The 23,580-nt window shown below is 37.3% G+C and carries 18 protein-coding genes; 14 read left to right on the top strand and 4 right to left on the bottom strand.

The window, feature by feature from the left end; translation table 11 throughout:
- Positions 1 to 5: 5 nt before the first annotated feature.
- The 4 genes from CZ809_RS04125 to CZ809_RS04110 all read right to left on the bottom strand — a co-directional run bounded on the left by CZ809_RS04125 (position 6) and on the right by CZ809_RS04110 (position 3,874).
- Positions 6 to 590 carry a DUF4123 domain-containing protein gene (locus CZ809_RS04125; RefSeq protein ID WP_159447931.1) on the bottom strand — a complete coding sequence of 195 codons (585 nt, stop codon included), beginning with the start codon at positions 588 to 590 and terminating at the stop codon, positions 6 to 8.
- Positions 566 to 2,608, bottom strand: coding sequence for a type VI secretion system Vgr family protein (locus CZ809_RS04120; protein WP_080156142.1), 2,043 nt, complete (start codon positions 2,606 to 2,608; stop codon positions 566 to 568). Before CZ809_RS04120 ends, CZ809_RS04125 begins: the two co-directional genes overlap by 25 nt.
- A 110-nt stretch (positions 2,609 to 2,718) precedes the next feature.
- Positions 2,719 to 3,237: an Hcp family type VI secretion system effector gene (locus tag CZ809_RS04115; protein ID WP_080156141.1), complete on the bottom strand. Its 519-nt coding sequence runs from the start codon at positions 3,235 to 3,237 to the stop codon at positions 2,719 to 2,721.
- 283 nt (positions 3,238 to 3,520) lie between these two features.
- Entirely contained in the window at positions 3,521 to 3,874 is a 354-nt protein-coding gene (locus tag CZ809_RS04110) for a PAAR domain-containing protein (protein ID WP_080156140.1), read from the bottom strand.
- 492 nt (positions 3,875 to 4,366) lie between these two features.
- Here CZ809_RS04110 and tssB point away from each other — a divergent pair, with 492 nt between their 5' ends.
- From tssB to tssM, 14 genes are read left to right on the top strand one after another with little or no spacing between them, the layout of a single operon-like run.
- On the top strand, positions 4,367 to 4,864 hold the full coding sequence (gene tssB, locus CZ809_RS04105) for a type VI secretion system contractile sheath small subunit (RefSeq protein WP_080156139.1): 498 nt from the start codon (positions 4,367 to 4,369) through the stop codon (positions 4,862 to 4,864).
- Between the two features lie 38 nt (positions 4,865 to 4,902).
- Entirely contained in the window at positions 4,903 to 6,375 is a 1,473-nt protein-coding gene (tssC, locus tag CZ809_RS04100; RefSeq protein WP_080156138.1) for a type VI secretion system contractile sheath large subunit, read from the top strand.
- Positions 6,376 to 6,379: 4 nt separating this feature from the next.
- Positions 6,380 to 6,817 carry a type VI secretion system baseplate subunit TssE gene (gene tssE / locus CZ809_RS04095; RefSeq protein WP_045038344.1) on the top strand — a complete coding sequence of 146 codons (438 nt, stop codon included), beginning with the start codon at positions 6,380 to 6,382 and terminating at the stop codon, positions 6,815 to 6,817.
- A gap of 2 nt (positions 6,818 to 6,819) precedes the next feature.
- Positions 6,820 to 8,586 (top strand): type VI secretion system baseplate subunit TssF, encoded by a 1,767-nt coding sequence (tssF, locus tag CZ809_RS04090; protein ID WP_045040419.1) that lies wholly within the window; start codon positions 6,820 to 6,822, stop codon positions 8,584 to 8,586.
- The gene (tssG, locus tag CZ809_RS04085) at positions 8,550 to 9,575 is read left to right on the top strand and encodes a type VI secretion system baseplate subunit TssG (protein WP_080156137.1); all 1,026 of its coding nucleotides are present in this window, start codon (positions 8,550 to 8,552) and stop codon (positions 9,573 to 9,575) included. Before tssF ends, tssG begins: the two co-directional genes overlap by 37 nt.
- A gap of 13 nt (positions 9,576 to 9,588) precedes the next feature.
- Positions 9,589 to 10,962, top strand: coding sequence for a type VI secretion system-associated FHA domain protein TagH (tagH, locus tag CZ809_RS04080; RefSeq protein ID WP_080156136.1), 1,374 nt, complete (start codon positions 9,589 to 9,591; stop codon positions 10,960 to 10,962).
- A 21-nt stretch (positions 10,963 to 10,983) separates the two neighbouring features.
- Positions 10,984 to 11,448: a type VI secretion system lipoprotein TssJ gene (tssJ, locus tag CZ809_RS04075; protein WP_045038347.1), complete on the top strand. Its 465-nt coding sequence runs from the start codon at positions 10,984 to 10,986 to the stop codon at positions 11,446 to 11,448.
- A gap of 1 nt (position 11,449) precedes the next feature.
- On the top strand, positions 11,450 to 12,784 hold the full coding sequence (gene tssK / locus CZ809_RS04070) for a type VI secretion system baseplate subunit TssK (RefSeq protein ID WP_080156135.1): 1,335 nt from the start codon (positions 11,450 to 11,452) through the stop codon (positions 12,782 to 12,784).
- A 5-nt stretch (positions 12,785 to 12,789) separates the two neighbouring features.
- Positions 12,790 to 13,584, top strand: coding sequence for a type IVB secretion system protein IcmH/DotU (icmH, locus tag CZ809_RS04065; RefSeq protein ID WP_080156134.1), 795 nt, complete (start codon positions 12,790 to 12,792; stop codon positions 13,582 to 13,584).
- Positions 13,585 to 13,593: 9 nt separating this feature from the next.
- Positions 13,594 to 16,209, top strand: a complete 2,616-nt coding sequence (tssH, locus tag CZ809_RS04060) for a type VI secretion system ATPase TssH (protein WP_080156133.1) — start codon at positions 13,594 to 13,596, stop codon at positions 16,207 to 16,209.
- A 5-nt stretch (positions 16,210 to 16,214) separates the two neighbouring features.
- Positions 16,215 to 17,750 (top strand): sigma-54 interaction domain-containing protein, encoded by a 1,536-nt coding sequence (locus CZ809_RS04055; protein ID WP_080156132.1) that lies wholly within the window; start codon positions 16,215 to 16,217, stop codon positions 17,748 to 17,750.
- A complete protein-coding gene (gene vasI / locus CZ809_RS04050) occupies positions 17,720 to 18,421 on the top strand; it encodes a type VI secretion system-associated protein VasI (protein WP_235865779.1) in 702 nt (233 codons plus the stop codon). The genes CZ809_RS04055 and vasI overlap by 31 nt, the downstream gene beginning before the upstream one ends.
- 9 nt (positions 18,422 to 18,430) lie before the next feature.
- Complete coding sequence (gene tssA / locus CZ809_RS04045) at positions 18,431 to 19,882, top strand: type VI secretion system protein TssA (protein ID WP_080156131.1); 1,452 nt, start codon at positions 18,431 to 18,433, stop codon at positions 19,880 to 19,882.
- A gap of 18 nt (positions 19,883 to 19,900) precedes the next feature.
- Positions 19,901 to 23,443 (top strand): type VI secretion system membrane subunit TssM, encoded by a 3,543-nt coding sequence (gene tssM / locus CZ809_RS04040; protein WP_080156130.1) that lies wholly within the window; start codon positions 19,901 to 19,903, stop codon positions 23,441 to 23,443.
- Positions 23,444 to 23,580 lie beyond the last annotated feature (137 nt).

The raw sequence follows: 23,580 nt of genomic DNA, 5'->3' as shown, positions 1-23,580 counted from the left end.
ACCTGTTAGGATGCTAGAAATTTATTAATATTATCAATCTGTTGATCGCTGATAACCCACTGAAACTGAGAGCGTAACTTCCCTTCATGATGCTGAGGAGGAGAGAAGTGCTTCCAGCCTTTATCCCACCAAATTAAGTTATCGATACCGGAAAAAATGTTTATTTTTTCTTCTTCGTTTAATACCGTAATTAATGCATTAAGAACACGAGGTTCGTAGAAACGAAATAAAGATTCGCCATAAGAGGTATTCGCGGTTAGACGACCTCTAATTTGTTGAAGCAATTCATTCATAGTTAACGATGATGTTAAAAAACAACCGATGGGTGAGTGCATTGATTTGTCATATATCAATTGATAAAAATCAGGATTTATATCGTTTAACTGAAGAAGGATTGGCCCATCAGCAATAGATTGAAATGGTGATTCTTCAAAAATTTTTTCAAATATAGGATTATCTATTGCGTAGGTATAGCACCACTTAAAGATATCAGGGCATAGTTGCGGTTCAATAATTGCGTATTGATAATGATTCAGTTCTATTGGCGTGAATGAATTTAGCTCCATTACTTTGGAGAATGAATCGGACATGTACCACCTCCACATGTACATAACTCTACAAATAAAGCTCCGCTTTGAAGTACTGCAGAGTAATTAATTAAAGAAGCAGGAACTAATGCCACAGCCGCTTCAACCGCACCTGGTAATAACGGCGAAACACCTGCATAGCCGGAGCCACTGCCTGCACTACCACCTGAATTGAGGTTAATTGCAGCCCCCGATATTGACACACCAGATGCATCAATTTTGATAAAGCTACCGCCAGCTTTAAGGGTTAACTCCGCACCGGCTTCAATGACAATTTTACTGCCTGCTTTTAAGTGCACTTCATTACCCGTATCGAGTAACAAGGCTTTACCTTGTTTCATGTGTAGGTTGCCATCAACGGTGAGGGTAGAGTCACCTTTAACATGCTGGCGGCTTTCACCATCAACCGTTAAATGATCATTCACTTTGATATGGCTAAAGCGTTCATTTTCTACATCAAGGTGTAAATCATGTTTAATGTTATCGGTACGGTCGTTTTCAACTAAGACATTGACATCTTTTTGAGCTCGAACGTAGATTTCTTCTTTACCTGCCTGGTCTTCAAAACGCAGTTCGTTATAACCATCACCTTGGTGGGTTTCAGTGCGTAAAACAGTGCGGGTCTTATGAGCAGGTAATTCATAAGGGGGCTGGTTAGTAGCATGATAAGTACGGCCAGTGATAATCGGCTGATCAGGATCACCTTCTAAAAAACTGACAATGACTTCATGGCCAACACGAGGCAGGGCAACCATACCATATTGGCTACCCGCCCAACCTTGTGAAACGCGTACCCAACAGCTGGCGTTATCATCACTGTTACTGTAACGATCCCAAGGAAATTGAAGTTTGACTCGCCCAAATTCATCACAATAAATTTCTTCACCTTCAGGCCCAACAACCAGCGCGATTTGTGGGCCATCAACTGTGGGTTTGGCATTAAACGGCGGACGCCAAGGACGATGAGCGGGAATAACAACAAACTCATTATTATAGGTTGTTGCGCCTTCGCCGCCGGCTTCTTCTAATGCTTGGGGTTGAGTACCAACATGGGTGACGGCAATGATCAACCAGTCACGATTACAGGTGTCATCATCATGCTCTTGTAGCGTAAATTTCACGCCGGGAAGAATAGTGGGTACATTAGTTTTAGCATTCGCGGTCTGAGCATCGCGTCGAAGAGATTCAATTCTAAACTGCACAAAAGGTTTACCACTGGCATCATCTTTATAACGACCGGGGTAATCATAGTGCTCATACGTGGCTTGTTGATAATCTGCTTCTTTAGCTGCTGATGTTTGCAAAAAACTATAAGCCGGCTTTTTAAAGCTGTAGTCTTTTAGCTGAGCGGATGATGAGCAAATTTGAGTATTACGCGCAAAAGTTCGAATAAAAGGCACGTTACTGCTACCCCCACTGCGGCTATTGTAAACCAGAGGCTCAACGAGACTGACAGCATGTTGAGTATCATCACTAAAAATGAGGGTGTTTTTCTTATTGTCGTGATTGAAGTAATAAAAAATCCCTTCTTCTGCGGCAATTCTCTCGATAAAGGCTAAATCACTTTCACGGTATTGTACGCAATATTCACGTTGTACCAATTGGCGGCTGATTGCAAAACTATAATCATTAATCCCCATTTCTTGCAGCAAAATAGAGATAATTTCAGGCACCGTTTGTGTTTGGAAAATACGGCTATTTTGACGCAAGGCTAATCGCGCCAAAGGTGGCACAAATTCAACTTGATAGATTGTATGGCTGTGGCCGGTATCGCCTTGAGAAAATTGGCGCACAATACCATGCCATTGCTGTTGTAATTCACCGTGCTGCCAAACCGTCAATTTTGCATTGTGATCAATGGTTTCAAGCGGCGTTAAACTTGAGTTTCGGCTGGCTAAATCGATCGTAAAAGAAAAAGGCAAAGACAACGTATCGTTACCTTTAAATTCAGTCACAGCAAATGTTGACGCGTCAAGCCCTTCAACGGTAAAGGTAAATTGTAATCCTGTTTGTTGTGCCATGATATTGCCTCAATTAAGCCTGTGCTAAAGCGATCAAAAAATGCCTTAGCAAAGACATAAACGCTAAAAGCCCGCACTGGATAACAGTGCGGGCAATAGTTATGTGATACTTACGCTTCTAACGGTGCGCGCCAGTCATCAGCACCCGATGTGCCAGAGACAGTGTGATCCCAATTAATTTTGCGGTAAGCCATTGAGATTTCAATAAGTTGAGTGAAATCAGCTTTAGTTGAATCTTGGCAATGTGGCATTTGATTGTCGATATTTACAATCGTTGCATCGGTTAACGTAGTTGTGAAGTAATGCTCTTGCTTACCTTCAACAGAGGTGCGGTACCACTTAAGTTCAACCGTTGGCAGCATTTCACCTGATGCCAATGCGTTGTACATCAACGGCACAGCTTTGTTTAATGCCACGGTAAATTTGAAAGGTTTATGGACACGCTGACCAGCAGGTTGACCTGATTGTGGATCAGTTGGCACGGTAACAATGTGCTTAAACTCTTGCACTAACATTTGGTCTTCGTGGCCTTCAACATAAATGTTGCCGACAGAATTTGCAGTGAATGCACCCGCAGTGATGTTGCCCTGAGTACGACCTTGGATAGAGATATAACATGGAGTTGGCATTGTAATGTCCTTATATGCTAAAAAACAAATTGAATATCTGATGTATAAGCATTAAGTGTGCCATGTTGCTTTTGTTTTTTAACTGATTGTTTTATATTGTTTTAATTTAAATGTTGCAGTGTTTTGAGTTTTTCTGGGCAAGAAGTTGCTTGAGGTGGGCAATAACTTGCTCGTTAGGCAAGTTATTGCTCATTTAAATGAACCAAATATTTGAAAGTATAAAAAAGTCACTATCAGCACTATTCGAAGCCATTGATAGTGATAGATGAGATCAATATCTAATTTAGCCATTAATGTGCACGTTGTTTCCTATTTTGATGCTGTTTCCCATATTTGCTGGTTTAGCTGTGTTGGTACTAAGACTAACAGCATGTGAGCTTGGAGTAAGAAAACAACTACCGCACCCTGTATTGACAAGATCACCGACGCGAGCAAAATTAACGCCATTAACATTGGCTGCTCGAGGTGATTGAGCCACGATTGGTCCCTGGCCTTTGCAATTTTTCCGACCACACAGACAAGTTGCTGTATCACCAATGAGCGCAACTGGCTGCCCATTTATCATTACACTTGAGTTACCTGATATTACCGCTCCACCCGTTGATGTTTTACTGCCTAATGTGATGACATCATTCATTTAATTACTGTTCCTAAGTTATGAAGATAATTATCGTAACACATTAAAAATAGGAGCAATAATTTGCCTATTTAATGTTCATGTTTATTTTATGTTGTATATAGTTGCAATTTACTAGTGTTGATTCTTATTTTTTGTATAAATCTCATTTTTGTGAAGTTACTCGAGTGATTTGTCATTTTTTTTAAAATAAACATTTTAAATCAATGTGTTATGTTTTAACTGTGAAGTTAGGGGAAAATTAAGTAAACAGATAGGATGGTTTTCTTAACTTTATGTAATATAAATATATTTTTTGTAAAAAATTTTTTTTCATTAATTTCTTTCTCTTTTTTGTATTTGTATTTTGTATGCATTTCTGGTCATTGATGCTTGAATGATTATGATAATAGAGGTTTAATCCGCTTCGATCCTTATGCAACATAAGGCTATCATTATGCAATTTCAAATGGCTAAGTTTGATTTAAAAAATAAATATAACAGGGAAAAAATATGTCGAAAGAAGGCAGCGTAGCACCAAAAGAACGTATTAATATTAAATATGTTCCTCATTCTGGTGAAACACAATCGGAAGTTGAATTACCATTAAAAACGTTAGTGGTTGGTGAATTCAAAGGTCATGCTGAAGATACTGCAATTGAAGATCGTAAAACTGTATCAATTGATAAAAATAATTTTGAATCAGTTATGCGTGAAAGTAGTTTAATGCTGACGACAGCCGTTAAAAATAAATTATCTGATGATGATTCCGATTTATCTATTTCACTTTCTATTAAAGGATTAGATGATTTTTCCCCTGATGCAATTAGTCAGCAAGTGCCTGAATTAAAAAAATTAATTGAGTTAAGAGAAGCGTTAGTTGCTTTAAAAGGTCCACTTGGAAATATTCCAGCATTTCGTTCTCGACTTCAAGAACTTATTGAGTCTCAAGAGTCTCGTGAAAAGTTATTAGGTGAGCTGAAAATTGTCAGTGGAGAAGCAGAAAAGTAATCCTTTCTGTTGCTAACATTCTTTTAAGGGATTGATAAATGTCTGTACAAAAAAACGTTGAATTATCAAGTGCAACTCAAAGTAGTTTACTTGATGAAATTATGCTTCAAACTCGTATGGTACCGAGTGATGATGGCTACGATATTGCGAAGAAAGGCGTTGCTGCTTTTATAGAAAATCTATTAGGTAGCGAATATGGTGTTGATCAAGTTAATAAAGCGCTTGTTGATCAAATGCTCGTTGAACTTGATAGTAAAATCAGTGCTCAAATGGATGAGATTTTGCATAACGAGTCTGTTCAGAAAATTGAATCTGCGTGGCGTGGTGTGAAAATGCTCGTTGACCGTACTGATTTCCGTGAAAATAACAAGATTGAATTATTAAATGTAACCAAAGAAGAATTACTAGACGACTTTGAGTTTGCGCCAGAAACCGCTCAATCTGGTTTATACAAGCATGTATATTCTTCTGGTTATGGTCAATTTGGTGGTGAGCCTGTTGGTGCAATCATCGGTAACTATGCTTTTACTCCATCATCTCCAGATATTAAATTATTACAATATGTGGGTGCTGTTGGTGCTATGGCCCATGCTCCTTTTATTTCAGGTGTTGCACCTGAGTTTTTTGGTATCGAATCTTTCGAAGAATTACCAAATATTAAAGACTTAAAAGCAACATTTGATAGTCCTCGTTATATTAAGTGGCGCCAATTACGTGATTCTGACGACGCGCGTTATCTCGCACTAACCGCTCCTCGTTTCTTGTTACGTACACCATATGACCCTAATAACAACCCAGCAAAAACATTTAACTATCGTGAAAATGTTAGTGATTCCCATGATAATTATTTATGGGGTAATACATCATTTGCATTGGCTTCTCGTTTAACTGATAGCTTTGCCCAGTACCGTTGGTGTCCAAATATTATTGGTCCTCAAAGTGGCGGTGCAGTAGAAAATCTTCCTGTTCATTTATATGAATCTTTAGGTGAGCTGCAAGCTAAGATCCCAACAGAAGTATTGATCAGTGATCGTAAAGAGTTTGAACTAGCGGAAGAAGGCTTCATTGCATTAACTATGCGTAAAGGTAGTGATAATGCTGCATTTTTCTCTGCTAATTCAATTCAAAAACCAAAAGCGTTCCCAAATACAAAAGAGGGACGTGAAGCTGAAATGAACTTTAAGTTAGGTACTCAACTACCTTATACGATGATCATTAACCGTCTCGCACATTATGTAAAAGTGCTGCAACGTGAACAAATTGGTTCTTGGAAAGAGCGTCAAGATCTTGAGCGTGAATTAAATACTTGGATCAAGCAATTTGTTGCCGATCAAGAAAATCCACCGGCTGATGTTCGTAGCCGTCGCCCATTACGTGCGGCAAAAATTGAAGTACTCGATGTTGAAGGCGATCCCGGTTGGTACCAAGTTGCATTATCTGTACGGCCTCACTTTAAATATATGGGAGCAAATTTTGAGTTATCGCTGGTTGGTCGTTTAGATCAAGAATAACTGAATGTCTTATATTGAGCTAGCAGATAGGGCTTATGGTGTCAGTCTCTTTGAACGATTAGAGACTGATGCACCTCAAATGACAATGACGAAAGCTCCTGACACGAAGCAAATATTAGATTCAATTAAACGAAATGTGGCGCAATTGCTTAACAGCCGACTTGGTGAAGCAATGAGTGCGCCACAGTTAGGTTTGATTGATTTTAATGATGCAGCATTGGGAACACATGATTTAGCATTTCAGATTAAATCAGCCATTCAGCGTTGTCTTGAGTGTTATGAGCCGCGATTAAAACAGATTGATATCCGATATGTACCTGATAATGGAAGTCCGTTAAATATTTTTTTCCATATCACAGCAAGCATAAATTCTAGTGCGCTGCATGAATCAGTACGTATTGATTTGCTATTGGATAACTGTCGTAAATACCGAGTAATTTGACTTTGTCACAAGAAAAATACTTTAGAGATGAACTGGCTTTTTTAAAAGAGCAAGGGGGAGCTTTTACAGAAGTGCATCCCCAGCTATCCCGTTTTTTGCAAGGGAAAAATACAGATCCAGATGTTGAACGGTTATTAGAAGGATTTGCTTTTTTAACAGCTCGCTTACGGGAAAAGGTCGAGGATGAATTTCCAGAGTTAACACACTCGATTATTAATATGCTATGGCCCAATTATTTACGGCCAGTACCTAGTTTTAGTATTGTTCAGTTTTTACCGATCGAAAAAGCGATCAGTGTTCGTCAAATAATTAAAGCCAATACTGATGTTGATAGTGGACCTGTGGCTGAAACTGTATGTCGATTTAAAACGTGTCGGGATATAGATATTTATCCATTAAAGCTTACTGATGTGATGACGACACATAGTCGCGAATCATCGACTATTGATTTGCAATTAAATGTGTTAGGTGAGCAAAGTTTAGCTGATATTAATCTTAAAACATTGCAGTTTTTTCTTGGTGGTCAGCATTACAGTGCACAGATGCTTTATTTATGGCTGAATCATTATTTATCACATATTGAATTAATCTGTGGCGATAAGCAGTTTTCTATTCCGGCATCACATTTTAGAAGCCGTGGTTTTGATAGTGCTGATGCGGTGATGCCATATCCAAAGAATGTGTATGAAGGTTATCGAATTTTACAAGAATATTTAACGTTTCCTGATGCGTTTTTATTTGGTGATGTAGAAAATCTAGATCGCTTTATTACTTCAGATATGGGGAAGGTGTTCCATATTCGGTTTGTATTTTCAAAGACATTGCCTACGGATGTTCGTGTTCGTGACGAATGTTTTAAATTATTTTGTACACCCGTTATTAATTTATTTGCTCACGATGCTGATCCTATCGATCTTACGGGAAAACGTTCTGAATATAAGATCATACCGTCAAGTCGTTTTCCTGCACATTTTGAGATATTTAGTATTGATCATGTACAAGGTAGACAAGAAGCACATGAGTCGCGAGTGCGAGGTCAAAAACGAGTTTATACCGCTTTTGAAAGCTTTCAGCATGAAATTGAGCGTTCTCGTCATCGCTTAGCTCTTTATTATCGTGCCAGAGTTAAAGACAGTATGCGTAATAATGGTTTTGATCATTATATTTCGTTTGTGCGTGGTGATGAAACTCAAGGGATCGGATTTAGTGAAGCTATCTCATTACAACTAACTTGTACTAATAGACAGTTACCGTTGGAATTAGGTTTGGGGGATATTTGTGTTCCGACCAATAGTTCACCATCGTTTGCGACTTTTTTTAATATTACGGAGCCAACGCAACCTTTAAGGCCGACTTTAGATGGCAGTTTATTGTGGACGTTGATTTCTAATTTATCACTTAATTATCTTTCATTATTATCGAAAGATGCATTGTGTTCTGTGTTACGTGCATATGATTTTAGAGCACTTGTTGATCGACAAGCTGAGCGTGTTTCAAAACAACGTCTTGATGGAATTGTAAAAATAACATCTAAACCAATAGATAGAATTATCAAAGGGTTACCTGTCAGGGGTTTACAATCTGAGTTAGAGCTTAATCAAGAGGCTTTCAGTTCTGAAGGTGATTTGTATTTATTTGGCAGTGTATTGAGCCGATTTTTTTCCTTATATGCCAGCATAAATTCATTTCATGAGCTTATTGTGATTAATAGTGTGAATCAGGAACAGTATTCATGGGGAACACAAGTGGGTCTACAACCCTTGATTTAATGTTTGATGATATCGATTTAACATCAGAAAAAGTAGCGATATTACAACAACAAGCTCGCTCTTATGATTTTTATCAATTAGTTGAGTTATTACAACGTTTAGCGGATCAAGATCCTGATAGTGAAGGTTGGGAAACTAATTGTCGTTTATTGTTTAAAGCTAATCCGAGTTTAGGGTTTGCGGCTAGCGATATTTCAAAATTAGAGTTATTAGAGCAAGGCGGCTTTTGTATTGAAACTAATTTTTTTGGACTAAATGGTGCGCAATCGCCTCTGCCTGGGTTTTTACTTGAACAAATAGCGACAGAAAGTGAAACCGGTGTACGTCGTCATTTTCTTGATTTTTTTAATAATCGGTTATTGGCGTTGGTTTATCGCATTTGGCGTAAATACCGCTATTACATTCGTTTTCAAGAAAATGCAAGTGACGGATTTTCATCACAATTATTTGCTTTTGTTGGTCTTGCTGATGATGAATTACGTGGTGAAACGGCTATTAACTGGGGAAAGATGCTGTCTTATGCAGGTACATTAGCCGGCAGAAGTCGATCTCCTCAAGTTGTTGCTGGGATTATTTCACATTGTTTTGATTTAGAGGATGTTTCTATTCGGCAGTGGGAAGAGCGTAGTGTTGTTATCCCTACTCATCAGCGTATGTGTCTCGGTATGGCAAACAGTGCGTTAGGTGAAAGTACGATCATCGGTTCAACAGTTCGAGATTGCACTGGTAAATTTGTTATTGAAATTAAAGGGTTGACTCAAAAACGATTTAACGATTTTTTGCCCTCGGGTAAAGAATATCAATCATTTTGTAAGCTAGTTGAATTCATTCTTCGTGAACAGATGGCATTTGATTTGGAGTTAGAACTCAAAGAAGACGAAGTGCCATTATTAAAGTTAGGGAAAAATTCAACAATGTCGCTAGGTTGGTCCTCTTTTTTAGGTCAAGTTGATAAAGATCGTAACGTTTGTATTCAAGTTCGTCAGTAAAAAGGATAAACGCATGGCTGAACAAACACTACTGAAATTAAAAATCACTAATACACAGTATTTAGAACCAGGTTTATCTGCAACAAAAGAGTTTATTGCTGGCGGTGGAACGATTGGTTCAAGCTCGTCAAGTGACTGGTGCCTTACAGATCGTAAAGGAAGGTTAGAGTCGACTCATTGTCGTATCTCATTAATAGATGGATATTTTTGTATAACAGATGTTTCTAACCAAACGTATATTAATGACGCTCGAATGGCTATTGGTTGGGATAAACATGCTCGATTAAATGAAAATGATGTTATCTCCCTTGGTCCTTATATGATTCGTGTCTCTATAGATAATACCTTTAGTGACAGGGATAGAGACATAGAACATATGATCTCTGACTCAAAACATCTTGATTTGTTTGGTGAAGAGCTAGATTTAACAGTTGAAGAAAAAGAGTTGTCTATTGATGATCCTTTAACGGCATTAGATGTATTAAGACGCAATCTAGAGACTGAATCGGCGCTACAGCATTCGCAATCGAAGACCGAATCATTACTCGATAGTCAACAGCAGTGGTTTGGTCATGATAGGACAATTCAAGCAGATACCGACCGTGATCCCACTTCAGCTATTTCGTTGAGTGGCTTTAAATCGAATCCATATGAGGATTCAACGTCATTCACCGCAGCAACATATATTAACAAGGATAAGATAATGGACGATAACACGCTGGATTTACTTGAAGAGGAAATGAGTCGGAACTTTTCTTACTCCAATAATCAATCTACCGTAATAAATGACGAAAATCATTTATTAACAGGTCCATTATTTCGTGGGTTGGGTGTACGAACAAGTAACAGTGATAATCTTGCTGAAATGCAAATGCTTTCTGAAGAAATAGGAGCGTCATTACAGGCTGCGGTAAAAGGACTGATTGAACTTCACCAACAGGTCAATACTAGTCGCTATGGTGTAATGAACAAAAATCTACAACCGATTGAAGATAATCCTCTGCGATTAGGATTGACTTATGAAGATACTGTACAGGTTATGTTTGATAATCAGCGTAGCTTAGTGCATTTATCCGCTCCTGCTGCGATTGAAGAAAGTTTACGTACTGTTAAAGATCATAACGAAGCAGTACATATTGCTATTAATGATGCCTTAAATCAGATTATACAAGCCTTTTCACCTGAAGTTTTAATGCGTCGTTTTTTACGTTATCGCCGTCCAGGGCAAACAATGAATGTGTCATCTGAAGCATGGGCTTGGGATATGTATCAGAGTTACCACAAAGAACTAACATCAAATCGTCAACATGGTTTTGAAAAGTTGTTTTGGGAAATTTTTGATCAGTCTTATGACAAGAACCTGCGAGAGAAACAGCAGGAGGTATAGACGGTGAAGATCTCTTATTTGATGCATGCTGTTATATATATATGGTTATTATTTCTAGTGGGATGTAGTTCTAAATACGATCCAGCTTTAGAGCCTAGCACCGTAACCATAAGTATGGTGACCACTGATTCTATAAATATAAATAATAATGAAGAAGCATCTTCTGTTGAATTAAAAGTTTTTGAACTTGAAGATGATTCAATGTTTAATTCGGCATCTTATGATCAATTAGCGTTGGATTATAAAAAGGCATTAAAAAGTAATTATGTTGGTGACTATGATTATGTTTTGTTACCCAATAAATTCAAATTTATTGAAAAAATAAAATTAGATGAAAACACTCGCTATATCGGTGTAATGGCATTTTTTTCAGATAGTGATCATAGTGACTGGAAAAAATCGGTAAAAGTAAAAACATTGGGTAGAGATTATCATCTACTTATTTACATAAAAAATAATCAAGTGATGTTGGACAGGGTTGAGTAATATGTCATCTAGAAGCCGAGTTATATGGAATGAGGGGCTATTTATAAAGCCTCAACATTTTCAACAGCAGCAACGCTATTTTGAAAGCGTGATCGATGAAAGACTTAACTCTGTTAGTTTATATTTATATGGCATAACAGAATTAAGTTTAAATTTGGAATACTTAAGTTTTGGTCGTATTGCAATAGAACGAGTCGTCGGAATTATGCCTGATGGTACGTCTTTTAATATCCCCCAACAAGATTTGTTACCTGATGCATTAGAGATAGCAGATAGTTCACTGGCTAATCAAATTATTTATTTAGCTATTCCGTTACGTAGTGATTCTCTGGCTGAAGTAAGTTGGAATGATTCTACTAATATGATGCGGTATAAATCGAAGCGCGAAGAAGTGAGAGATATTCAATCTATACAAGGTGATAGTTGTTTGATTGATGTTAGTTCGACAAGTATTAAGTTAATGCTAAGTAAAGATGATCGTAGTGCATATGCTTCTATTGCTATCGCACGTATTTTAGAAAAACGGCCAGATGGCAGTGTGATGTTAGATGATAATTTCATTCCTTGTCACCTTAATGTAAAAGCGGTACCTCGCTTGCAACGCTTCATTGGTGAAATTGCAGGATTAATGCGGGAGCGAGCAAAAAATATTGCATCACGCATTGGCTTATCAAACCAAGGTGGGGTCGCGGATGTCGCTGATTTCATGTTATTGCAAATGTTAAACCGAACTCAACCTAAGTTACAGCATATTGCGCATTTGCGTAATGTTCATCCGGAAGTGTTATATCAAGAGCTGACGTCTATTTGTGGCGAGCTTGCAACATTTACTGATGAAAGTCGGGTGGCAGCAGAGTTTGGTAGTTATGATCATGATATGCCTGAATACTCATTTATTCCGGTTATGTCAATGTTGCGCCAAGCGTTAAGTATTGTACTTGAACCTCGTGCGGTATCAATCCAATTACATAAGCGTAAATATGGCCTTATGGTGGCATCGATTCAAGATACTAACCTTGTTACAGATGCAGAATTTATATTGGCGGTTCGTGCTCGTATGCCTCAGGATGAATTGCGTAAGCTATTTATGCAACAAACAAAAATAGCATCTGTTGAGAAAATACGTGAACTTATTTCTTTGCAGTTACCAGGGGTTCCATTATCACCATTGCCTGTTGCCCCGCGTCAGTTGCCTTACCATGCTGGTTATACATATTTTCAGCTTGATAAGACCAGTGCAGCATGGGAAATGTTTGTTAATTCGAGTGGTTTTGCGTTCCATGTTGCGGGTGATTTCCCTGATCTTGATCTTCAATTTTGGGCGATTAGGAGTTAATTACTATGGATAGTGTAGTGAAGAAAGCTAATCATATTCGCGAAAGTAGCTATGATGATTTGTTGTTTGATAATGTAAACAATATTAATCAAGACCAAGATTTTTGGTTTCAGTTACGTGGTAATAGCATTAATTTATTTATTGATGCAGCGACACCGTTATTAGGTATGGCTTTACGTATTCGTCATTTGGGAAGCTGCGATAATATTGAAGTAATTTATCATCAAGCCGTTGAAGAAATTAAAGCGATTGACGTTGAGCTAACCGAAGCCGACCATGAGCATGCTGTTATTTTAGCTTATCGTTATATTCTATGTTCATTTATTGATGAAGCAGTAATGAGTACCTCTTGGGGGGCGGATAGTGCTTGGGCTGAACATTCATTGTTAACTCGGTTTCATAATGAAACATGGGGCGGAGAAAAAGTTTTTTCTGTTCTTTCACGGCTAGAGGCAGAACCAGAACGATACCAAGAGTTACTTATGTTTATCTATCTTTGCCTAACATTAGGTTTTGAAGGTAGATATAAGGTAATGAATAACGGTAAAGAAGCTTTTGATAAAGTTATTGCCAACCTTTATGAAATTTTGCGTCGGTTAAAAGATAAAGAGCCTCAGGCTTTAACATTTGCTACAGAGCACGTGGCTGCTAAAAAATATAAGTTAACCAAGCAAATACCTCTTTGGACTATATTTTCTGGATTTTCTTTATCTTGGATAGTTATTTTTATTGTGTATTCAGTTTTATTAAATAATAAATCAATCGATGTTTTAACGCAGCTTAATCACATTCTTCAATAGGATATTACCGTGATCAGAATTGAACTTCCTGTGCTAATTAATAAATTAAATGCACAAACTAAACTTGCATTAGAACAAGCGGCAGCATTGTGTATGAGCCGTGAAAGTAATGAGGTGACTTTTGAACATTTTTTATTTTCTCTTTTAGAAAACCCATTATCTGATGTGCGAGTTTTAATAAACCATGCTGGCTTAAATAATGACATTATTAAGCAAATGTGTGGTGACGCAATGCCACATGAAATAGGTAACGATACTTATCCTTCTTTTTCACCTTTGCTGGTGGAGTTATTACAAGAAGCATGGTTACTTGCATCAACTGAAATGAATGAAGTTGAATTACGTTCAGGTATTATATTTTTAACGGCATTAATTCGTCCTGATCGTTATTTAGCCTTCAATTTAATTAAAGCGTTTGAAAATGTTAATCGTGAATCATTTCGTAAACAATTTGCGTCTTTAGTCGTGGAGTCATCAGAGACCGCTGTGATTGATTCGACGTCAGGAAAAGCGACGGCAGTTTTAGGTCATGACAATAGTACTCTTGCTCGTTTTTGTTCAAATTTCACTGAACAAGCTCGTCAAGGAAAATTAGATCCTGTGCTTTGTCGTGATAATGAAATTAATTTAATGATTGATATTTTGTGTCGTCGTCGTAAAAACAATCCAATTGTTGTGGGTGATGCAGGTGTTGGTAAAAGTGCCGTTATTGAAGGGCTTGCTTCGCGCATTGTAGCAGGAAAAGTACCAGAATCACTGCAACAAGTAGAATTATGGGCACTTGATCTAGGTTTAATGCAAGCGGGTGCTTCGGTTAAGGGTGAATTCGAAAAACGTCTAAAATCAGTATTAGATGAGGTAAAGCATTCGGCGACCCCTATCATTTTATTTATTGATGAGGCCCATACAATGATAGGGGCTGGTAATCAAGAAGGTGGTGGTGATGCTGCTAATTTACTGAAACCAGCTTTAGCTCGTGGTGAACTTTGTACGATTGCGGCGACCACATGGAAAGAATATAAGAAGTATTTTGAAAAAGATCCGGCATTAACGCGTCGTTTTCAATTAGTAAAACTGGATGAGCCAACAACAGAGCAAGCTGTTGATATTATGCGTGGTCTTCATAGTGTTTATGAAAATGCACACAATGTATTGATTAGTGATGATGCCTTACGTGCAGCGGCTGAGTTGTCAGCTCGTTATGTGTCTGGGCGTCAACTACCCGATAAAGCGATTGATGTGTTAGATACCGCTTGTGCGCGTATCGCAATTAATTTAAGTGCGCCACCACGACGTATTTCAGAAATAGAGAGCCGTTATCATCAGCGCCAGTTAGAAATAAAGATGATCCATCGCGAGCAGCAATTAGGATTATCGATAGATGAAGATCGTTTAGCTGTTTTGATTGAAACTGAAAATACAGAACAAGCTGAATGTGAGTCGTTGTATCAAGCATGGCAACAACAGAAAATACTAGTGGCTGATATTATTGAGACGCGTCGACAGGTTCTTTCTCCTGAATCAATAGCAGTAACGGATAAGCTTGAGTTATCTGCTGATGAGTTACGAAATAGGTTAGTGGATCTTTATGTTCAACTAGAGCTAATTCCACATGATGAATTGCTTATTTATCCAGAAGTAGATGCAGCGCAAATTGCCCAAGTTATTGCTGATTGGACAGGAGTACCTGTTGATCAGATGAATACCGATGAATTAACTAAAATAACTGAATTACCTCGTATTTTAGGAAAAGCGATTAAAGGGCAAGATGTGGCAATTGCAGGGATCCATCGTCATTTGTTAACTGCACGTGCTGATCTTCGTCGCCCAGGACGGCCAAAAGGGGCTTTTTTATTAGTTGGTCCTAGTGGCGTCGGTAAAACAGAAACAGTGATACAACTAGCAGAGCAACTGTATGGTGGGCAACAATTCTTAACTACTATCAATATGTCAGAATACCAGGAAAAGCACACTGTTTCTCGCTTAATTGGCTCTCCTCCTGGTTATGTCGGTTTTGGTGAAGGTGGTGTTCTAACTGAAGCTATGCGAAAAAAGCCATATTCAATAGTGTTGCTTGATGAAGTTGAAAAAGCGCACCCTGAAGTGTTGAATTTATTTTATCAAGCTTTTGATAAAGGCGAATTAGCGGATGGTGAAGGTCGTATTATTGATTGTCAAAATATTGTGTTTTTCTTAACCTCAAACCTTGGTTATCAAACGATAGTCGATTATGCCGCTCGTCCTGAGCTATTAGAAGAGCAAATATATCCAGAATTAGCAGCTTTTTTTAAGCCTGCATTATTAGCTCGTATGGAAGTCGTGCCATATTTACCACTTAATAAAGAGGTGTTGGAACAGATTGTCCGCGGTAAGTTATCACGATTAGAGAAGTTATTAACAACGCGTTATAAAGCTGAGGTGATCATTGAGCCTTGTCTAATTGAAGAGATTTTACGTCGGGCGACACGTGCAGAAAATGGTGCGCGTATGTTAGAAGCCATTATTGAAGGTCAAATGTTACCACCCGTTTCTTTAGCCTTATTGAATCGACTTGCGCACCGTGAGGCCATTAACCGTATTCGTTTAACGGTTGAAAATGGGCAGTTCAGTGGCGAAGTGGAGTAATTGTTATGCAACAATGGCTTCATTACATATCTGCATTAATTAGCTATCGAGATAGAGCAAAGCTGACTGAGTTTTATAACACTGCCTTAAAACAGGAATTAGCGTTAACGGCTAGCTATATTGTTTATCCAACAGAGGATGGTCGAGCCTTATCTGTTTCTGATAATACAGATTGGGTGTGGGATGTTAATGATTTTGATCATCCATTTTCTCATGTCTTACAACAAGCATCATTGATTTTACTTGATCATAATCGGTTGGTTTATTGGCAACAGAATAAAGCATTTAAGCAATTAGCTGAACTGGTTGATATTAATAGTAGTTTATTAATTGCACCATTATTTAATAGTCATAAACAAATTGCTGCAATTCAAGTATTGATCGGTAAGCAAGATATTATTAATGGATTATTGACAGACGACAATTGGCACGAGTTTAGTGATGCTTTTGTGGCGCAGTGGATGTTACTCAAAGATATGGATATGCAAAATTCGCATAAACAACAATTGAGTGATTCTATTGTACGGTTAAAAGCGCAGCAACAGGAAAAAAATGCTTGGTTAGATATGGCATGTAAGTTGATTGGAAATAGTGCTGTTATGGAACAGCTGCGAGAGCAGATAGCAATGGCTGCTAGTTCTAATCTTACGGTATTTATTCAGGGAGAAACTGGTTCAGGTAAAGAACTGGTAGCAAAAGCAGTACATAGTTTGTCATCTCGTCGTAATAAATCTTTTGTAGCTATTAATTGCGCTGCAATACCAGAGAATCTACTTGAAAGTGAATTATTTGGTTATGAGAAAGGAGCATTCACTGGTGCATTGACTAGCCGTAAGGGATTGATTGCTCAAGCTGATGGTGGTTCATTGTTTCTCGATGAGATGGGTGAGTTGCCCTTAGCTTTGCAAGCTAAATTATTACGTGTATTGGAAACGTGTCAGTACCGCCCATTAGGATCGAATAAAGAACAATCTTCTAACTTTCGTTTAATTGCTGCAACCCATGTTAATTTACGTCAAAGCGTGAATGACGGCGGCTTTAGGCAAGATCTTTATTATCGTATATACCAATATCCATTATTGGTACCAAATTTAAATAGTCGATTAAATGATATTGATGAATTAACAACTTATTTTATTCGCCAATATAACGATCGTGAACAACGCAATATTTTAGGCTTGTCACTTTCGGCACTTAATAAACTTAAAAGTCTGGATTATCCGGGCAATGTCCGTGAATTACGGTCATTAATTGAATTTGCTTGTGTGCAAACTCAATGTGGAGTGTTGATTGAAAAGTCAGCATTTACCACCAAGCTTCCATTGGGTATAAAAATGGAAGTGGAGAAGCTTGTTACTAATGATAATGATTTTTCAATGATTAATGATTTACGTACCGCTTTAGAAGTTTACGAAAAAGCCATTATTCGCAATCGATTAGAACAATACAATGGTGATCGTGCCAAAGCTGCGGCAAGTTTAGGTTTACCTAAACGAACATTGGCACATAAATGTCAAAAATTGGAGATCCAGATCAGATGATAATGAAATGGATAGTACTATCGCTAAGTTTGGCTTTCGTACCCAGTTTAGTGGTTGCGCAACCAAATCTATTGACTACGTTAGAGCAGGCTCAACAATGCCGAGATATTGAATCAAAGCTTGAAAGACTACACTGTTTTGATAGTGTTTTAAATACGCCAGTAATATCTAACTTATTGATAGGTAATGAGGTTGTTCAGTACCCTCCATCATGGATACGAGCTGTTAATAGTGAAAAAAATCGTGGAGAAAAAGAAGGATTTATTTTAAATCAGCAAGATGAAGGGAATGACTTTTCACGTATGTGGTTAACTGTAACTGCAATAAATGTTTCGTCACAATCTAAGACTCAATTGGCTCCAATTTTGATGTTATCTTGTTTTGAAAAAATAACGCGTATTCAATTAATTTTACCGCACCCAATTAAAGCGGGAAAAGTTACTGTATCAATCCCTGGTTCTCCTGTTGTAACGCAAGATTGGATCAGTGATGACAGTGGTTATTTATTGCGTTCTGGCCGTGGAATACCCGCAATTGATGCAATAAAGGCGATGATTTCTGCTCCACAATTGATATTACGCTCAGATATAGCCGGTATTGATAATGTAGAGTTTGATAATAAAAATCTTGCTGAGGCGATTAAGCCAATGCGAGAAATTTGTCGTTGGTAGGAGTATTAAATGTCAATGACAAGTTTTAGAGAGCAACTGCTTACTCCAATAATGGCAGACAATCCTGTTGGTGAGCGCTTGAAAGATGATCCTCAGCTAAATTTTATTGATAGTCAGATGATGAAAGTTGGCTCCCTCGCTCATGGCGAAGTGCAATGGGAAAAAGTTGAAAAGAGTGCCGTAAATTTACTCTCAACAAAATCGAAAGATATCAAATTACTGACAGTGTTAATACAGTGCCTGCAATATAAACCTACGCCTGAACGCTTCACTTTATCTATTGGTGTGTTGGTCGATTTTATCTCGTGTTTTTGGCTTGAATGTCAGCCAAGACCAGGTGAACGTGGTGCTGTTCACCGTAAAAAGTTTTTTAATCAAATTTGTCAGCGAACATATGTTGCTGCCGATAAGTTAGATAGTAGTCTGTTTGATACTGAACTTAAAATAGAATTAGAAACGTTATTACAAGATCTCTATCTGCATGCCGAAAAGCTGATGTTACCAGTAGACGTTGTTGATGATATTAATGCACGTTTACACCATAAATTAGAAAAAGTTAATAGTACCCATAAATTTGAAACGCCAAAAGCAATTTTAAATTCAGGGTTAGATTTATCTAATAATATGATGGCAGCTTCGAATTTAATATCAGAGATATCCGCACCAATCCCGAATTTAGATATCGATAGTAGTAATGATCGTAATTTCAAAATATCACTTTTGAAAGCGGTTGAGTGCCTTTCTGATCTTGGTTGTGACGGAGTGATGCTAAGTATTCGTATTCGCCGTTTTGCAATGTGGTATTCAATCCAGAGTTTACCTGATGCTAATGTTAATGGAGAAACACAGTTAATGCCTGTTTTATTGGATCGTATTAGCGATTATGAAGAAGGCTTACAGCGCGGAGCTGATATTGAATTGTGGCGCCGAGTCGAAGAAAGTTTAACTAAAGCCCCTTATTGGTTAGATGGACATTTTTTAAGTTATCGCATAGCAACAGCGCTAGGAAAAGATTCATGGTCTTCGATTATTAAAGAAGAATTACAACGCTTTATGCAACGATTACCAGCATTGAAAGCTTATTCATTTAAAGGAGGTGTTCCATTTATTAGCGAATTGACCTTGAAGTGGTTAGATAGCTCTGTAGGAAATTTTAATATCGCAGAAGTTAACCAAGTTGGTTGTTGGAATGATAAAAGAAATGAGGCACTTGTATTAGCACAAGAAGAGGGAATAGCACCATCTCTTCAAATGTTAAATGAAGGATTATCACAAGCGACAGAACCACGTGATGCCTTTTATTGGCGGCTATTATCAGCCGATGTGATGAAGGCTAATTCATTGACCGCAATGGCAGCAGAGCAATATCAGACTTTACATCATCAAGTAAATGCAATGTCGGTTACAGAATGGGAACCCGCATTAATTAAACAAATTGAAAATAATATTGCAGCAGAATAACCACAGGGAAAATATAAAATGTGGAATTTAATAAGATCAATCGGCTTCAGGCTTGCTTCAAGTTTTAAAACATCATTACCTGTGATTATGTTAGCAACATTTATTCTAATAAATGTTGCTATCTGGTGGGCGGGACCTTGGTTAGACATTGAAGGTCAGCAACCTTTAACGACAGTCACATCTCGTGTTGTCTTGAGCATTATTTTTTCGTTGTGTTGTTTTACGGTATGGGGCTTGATGCAATGGCATAGTTTACAACGTATAAATAAAGATAAAGCACACGAAGAGAGATTAGTTGAAGATCCTATTAAACGGTTAGAAGAGCGTCAGCAGATTGAACTTAACCAAGTTATGGGTGAGCTAAAACAAAATTTAAATAAACGTAACTATCTATATAGTTTGCCTTGGTATTTGGTATTAGGGTTAGAAAATGCAGGTAAAACAAGCCTGATTAATCGTTCTAACCAGAATTTTGTATTTTCTAGTGTCATGCGTGCATCAGGGAAAAAAAGTGAAAATCCATATTCTTTTGATTGGTGGATTAGTGATGACGCCGTATTGATTGATCCTGATGGTGAATTATTGACGCAGCGTCAAAATGAAGAAAAGAATAGCGGAGAGATGGAACGACGCTTATGGCTTAATTTTGTTAGTTGGCTAGAAAAAACGCGTTCCCAACGGCCATTAAATGGGGTTGTTATTGCTCTTGATATTGAGCATCTTGCGAGTTCAACTGTTGCTGAACGTCTTGCATACGCTAATTTATTACGAGCTCGATTACGTGAGTTGATGGAGATATTATCAACACGAATGCCCGTGTATATTACGCTGACAAAATTAGATTTGTTGCATGGTTTTGATCCCTATTTCCGTAACTATACTCAGAGTCAGCGAGAAGAAGTAATGGGTTTTACTTTTTCTCTTAATACTATAAAAGATTTCGATTATTGGCTAACTGAATTTGATCAAAATTATATTCAGTTTATTGAACGTGTTAACGATTCGTTACCCTTTGTATTACGTCATGCTGTTGATACTGAAGAACGTAGTGCTATTTACAGCTTTTCTCGTCAAGTAGCTGGGTTACATGATGTATTAAAGCAGTTATTAAAAGATGCTTTTGCAAGTGATCAATTTTCAACACCGGCATTAATTCGTGGTATTTACTTTATGTCTGTCTATCAGCAAGGAGTACCAACTAATGTGTTCGTTGATGCCGCATCTCGTCGTTACGGTTTATCAAATACGATTAATAGTGCACAACACTCTAAAAACTCGACCACTTTTTTTGTAAAGAAACTTTTTAATGAAATTATTTATCCAGAAGCGGGTATTGCATCTGACAGTTTACGTGTTATCAGACATAAAGCAAAAGTACTCTGGATGTCAGTATTAGCATGTAGTATTGCATCTGTATTATTGATAGGTGGATGGCAGCGTTATTATACTCAAAATATTGCTCATGAAAATGCAGTACTGAGTCAAGTTAATCAATTTAAAAATGAATATTCAAACGTTAAGTTAATGCGTTCAGAACAAGAGTTATTAGCATCATTAAATTCAATCCGTCAAGCAACACTAGAGTTTGGAGTATTTCAAGATAAACCTAAGTTTGTATCTGATATGGGGCTCTATCAAGGACATAAGATTGGACCAAAAGTTGAAGAAACCTATTTAGGGCTATTACAATTTAAATTCTTGCCTTCATTAATGAAACAACTTGCTGTCGATATTAATGATGCTAATTCAGAGCAACAAGAGTTATCAGCATTGAGAGTATTTCGAATGTTAACCGATCGCAGTGGGCGACAAGATGATGTTGTAAGTCGATATTTTTCAAAGATTTGGCAGCATGCTTTTCCTAATGATGCTAAAACTCAAGAACAATTGCTTGCGCATTTAAATTATTCATTAGAGTACACTGATCTTCAAGGCCTTCGTAATGATGATAATAGAAATGCGATTTTAGTCATGAAGCCATACGATAATTTAATTGAAGGAACTCAACAAGATCTTAGTTCTGTAGACTTAGCTGATCGTGTTTATGACAATTTAAAGCATACAGCAGAGCAAGAGCTTGGTGCTCCTTTAAATATTAAAAAATCAGTTGGTCCAGTGTTTGAAATTGTGTTTGGCCAGCATATAGAAGATGATGCTCTAAACATTCCACAGTTATTGACTAAAAAAGGCTTTAATAGCTATTTTTTACCTAAAGTTGAGTCATTGTCTGATGTTGCGCTTGTTGATAGTTGGGTATTAGGTGAGTCAACCGTCGCTAAATTTAGTGCTGAAGATAAACAAGTGTTACGCCAGAAAATTCGTGATTTGTATGTTGATGATTATGTGAATACATGGCAATTAGCATTAAATAATATTGAAATTAAATATTTTTCAGACATTAATGAAGCTGTAACTATTTTGAGTAATATAGTTGGACATAAGCAGCCAATAGAGCGCTTTATTAAAACTGTTGATATAAATACGCAGTTATTTCCAACATTACCTGAAAATGATAAAGCGCGTTTGGCGTTAATGACGTCACCGCAATATCAAGTAGCGTCAATGATCGCAACCCCGTTTACTGATATAGATTTAATATTAGATAACAATGATAAACAACCTGCGTATTTACAAGAAGTGATGACCTCAGTACAGCAACTTTATCATTATATGAAAGCGATTCAAGATGCACCGGATAGGGGTAAAGCAGCTTTAGAAGCAACAAAAGATAGGCTTGCATTAAAAGACAATGATCCTATTTATACACTTCAACAAATAGCAACTAATTTACCCAAGCCACTTGATAATTTAGTTAAAGAGATCGCAGAAGAAAGTTGGTATGTGGTTAAACAAGAAGCGATTAAGTATGTTGAAGTACGCTGGCAAAGTGATGTGTATAAGGAATATCAACAAAAGTTAATGTCTCGCTATCCATTTAATAATACATCGAAAGATGTCTCGTTAAAGGATTTTGAAGCTTTCTTTGCACCTAATGGTACATTGGATAATTTTTATAATAATGAGCTGAAATTATTCATTGATGACAAGCTCTCAATGGATACGAATAGTACTAATAAGTCATCCTTATTACGTAGTGATGTACTGAAGCAATTTGCCAATGCGAAAAAGATTCAGCAAGCATTTTTTAATCGTAAAGGAATCTTGGATGTTGAATTTACACTTGAACCTATTAATTTAAGTGCTAACCAACGTCGTAGCGTTATTAATGTTGATGGACAATATATTGAATATAGTCATGGTTCTCGTCGGCCAGTAGAACTCATTTGGCCCAATACATTACGGGATTCTTCGATATCTAAATTATCATTAGTACCAGCATCGGCGAATTTATCACCGCGAGCTATTACGATTCAAGGGCCATGGGCATTTTTCCGTCTTCTTGAGCAAGGGCTGGTTGTAAGTGCGAGTGAAACAAGTATTGATTATAGATTTTCGATCAACGGCGGCAATGTTGTTTACCGTCTAAATACGGAAGAGGACGCTAATCCATTCACATCATCATTATTTAAGAACTTTAAATTGAGTAAGACACTTTATTAATTAAGTATCTATTTTAGATATTAAAGTTACTGATTTATTAATGATAGAAGAAGCTGCCTTGTGCAGCTTTTTCTCTATATATTCTTAGGTAAAATATTACGATAATTTTTAGTTTAATTTTAACATCATAATTAACA

Origin of the sequence: Photobacterium piscicola (assembly GCF_900166965.1) — a bacterium.
Lineage (GTDB): Bacteria > Pseudomonadota > Gammaproteobacteria > Enterobacterales > Vibrionaceae > Photobacterium > Photobacterium piscicola.
Note: the sequence above shows the minus strand (reverse complement) of the source record. Positions and strands in the feature narration are given on the sequence as shown.

Coding starts and splice junctions, on each gene's coding strand:
- CZ809_RS04110 (WP_080156140.1), bottom strand. CDS start 3,874: ATGAATGATGTCATCACATTAGGCAGTAAAACATCAACGGGTGGAGCG.
- tssK (WP_080156135.1), top strand. CDS start 11,450: ATGTCATCTAGAAGCCGAGTTATATGGAATGAGGGGCTATTTATAAAG.
- CZ809_RS04055 (WP_080156132.1), top strand. CDS start 16,215: ATGCAACAATGGCTTCATTACATATCTGCATTAATTAGCTATCGAGAT.
- tagH (WP_080156136.1), top strand. CDS start 9,589: ATGGCTGAACAAACACTACTGAAATTAAAAATCACTAATACACAGTAT.
- tssM (WP_080156130.1), top strand. CDS start 19,901: ATGTGGAATTTAATAAGATCAATCGGCTTCAGGCTTGCTTCAAGTTTT.
- CZ809_RS04120 (WP_080156142.1), bottom strand. CDS start 2,608: ATGGCACAACAAACAGGATTACAATTTACCTTTACCGTTGAAGGGCTT.
- tssB (WP_080156139.1), top strand. CDS start 4,367: ATGTCGAAAGAAGGCAGCGTAGCACCAAAAGAACGTATTAATATTAAA.
- tssG (WP_080156137.1), top strand. CDS start 8,550: ATGGGGAACACAAGTGGGTCTACAACCCTTGATTTAATGTTTGATGAT.
- CZ809_RS04125 (WP_159447931.1), bottom strand. CDS start 590: ATGTCCGATTCATTCTCCAAAGTAATGGAGCTAAATTCATTCACGCCA.
- icmH (WP_080156134.1), top strand. CDS start 12,790: ATGGATAGTGTAGTGAAGAAAGCTAATCATATTCGCGAAAGTAGCTAT.
- vasI (WP_235865779.1), top strand. CDS start 17,720: ATGTCAAAAATTGGAGATCCAGATCAGATGATAATGAAATGGATAGTA.
- tssJ (WP_045038347.1), top strand. CDS start 10,984: ATGCATGCTGTTATATATATATGGTTATTATTTCTAGTGGGATGTAGT.
- tssC (WP_080156138.1), top strand. CDS start 4,903: ATGTCTGTACAAAAAAACGTTGAATTATCAAGTGCAACTCAAAGTAGT.
- tssE (WP_045038344.1), top strand. CDS start 6,380: ATGTCTTATATTGAGCTAGCAGATAGGGCTTATGGTGTCAGTCTCTTT.
- CZ809_RS04115 (WP_080156141.1), bottom strand. CDS start 3,237: ATGCCAACTCCATGTTATATCTCTATCCAAGGTCGTACTCAGGGCAAC.
- tssA (WP_080156131.1), top strand. CDS start 18,431: ATGTCAATGACAAGTTTTAGAGAGCAACTGCTTACTCCAATAATGGCA.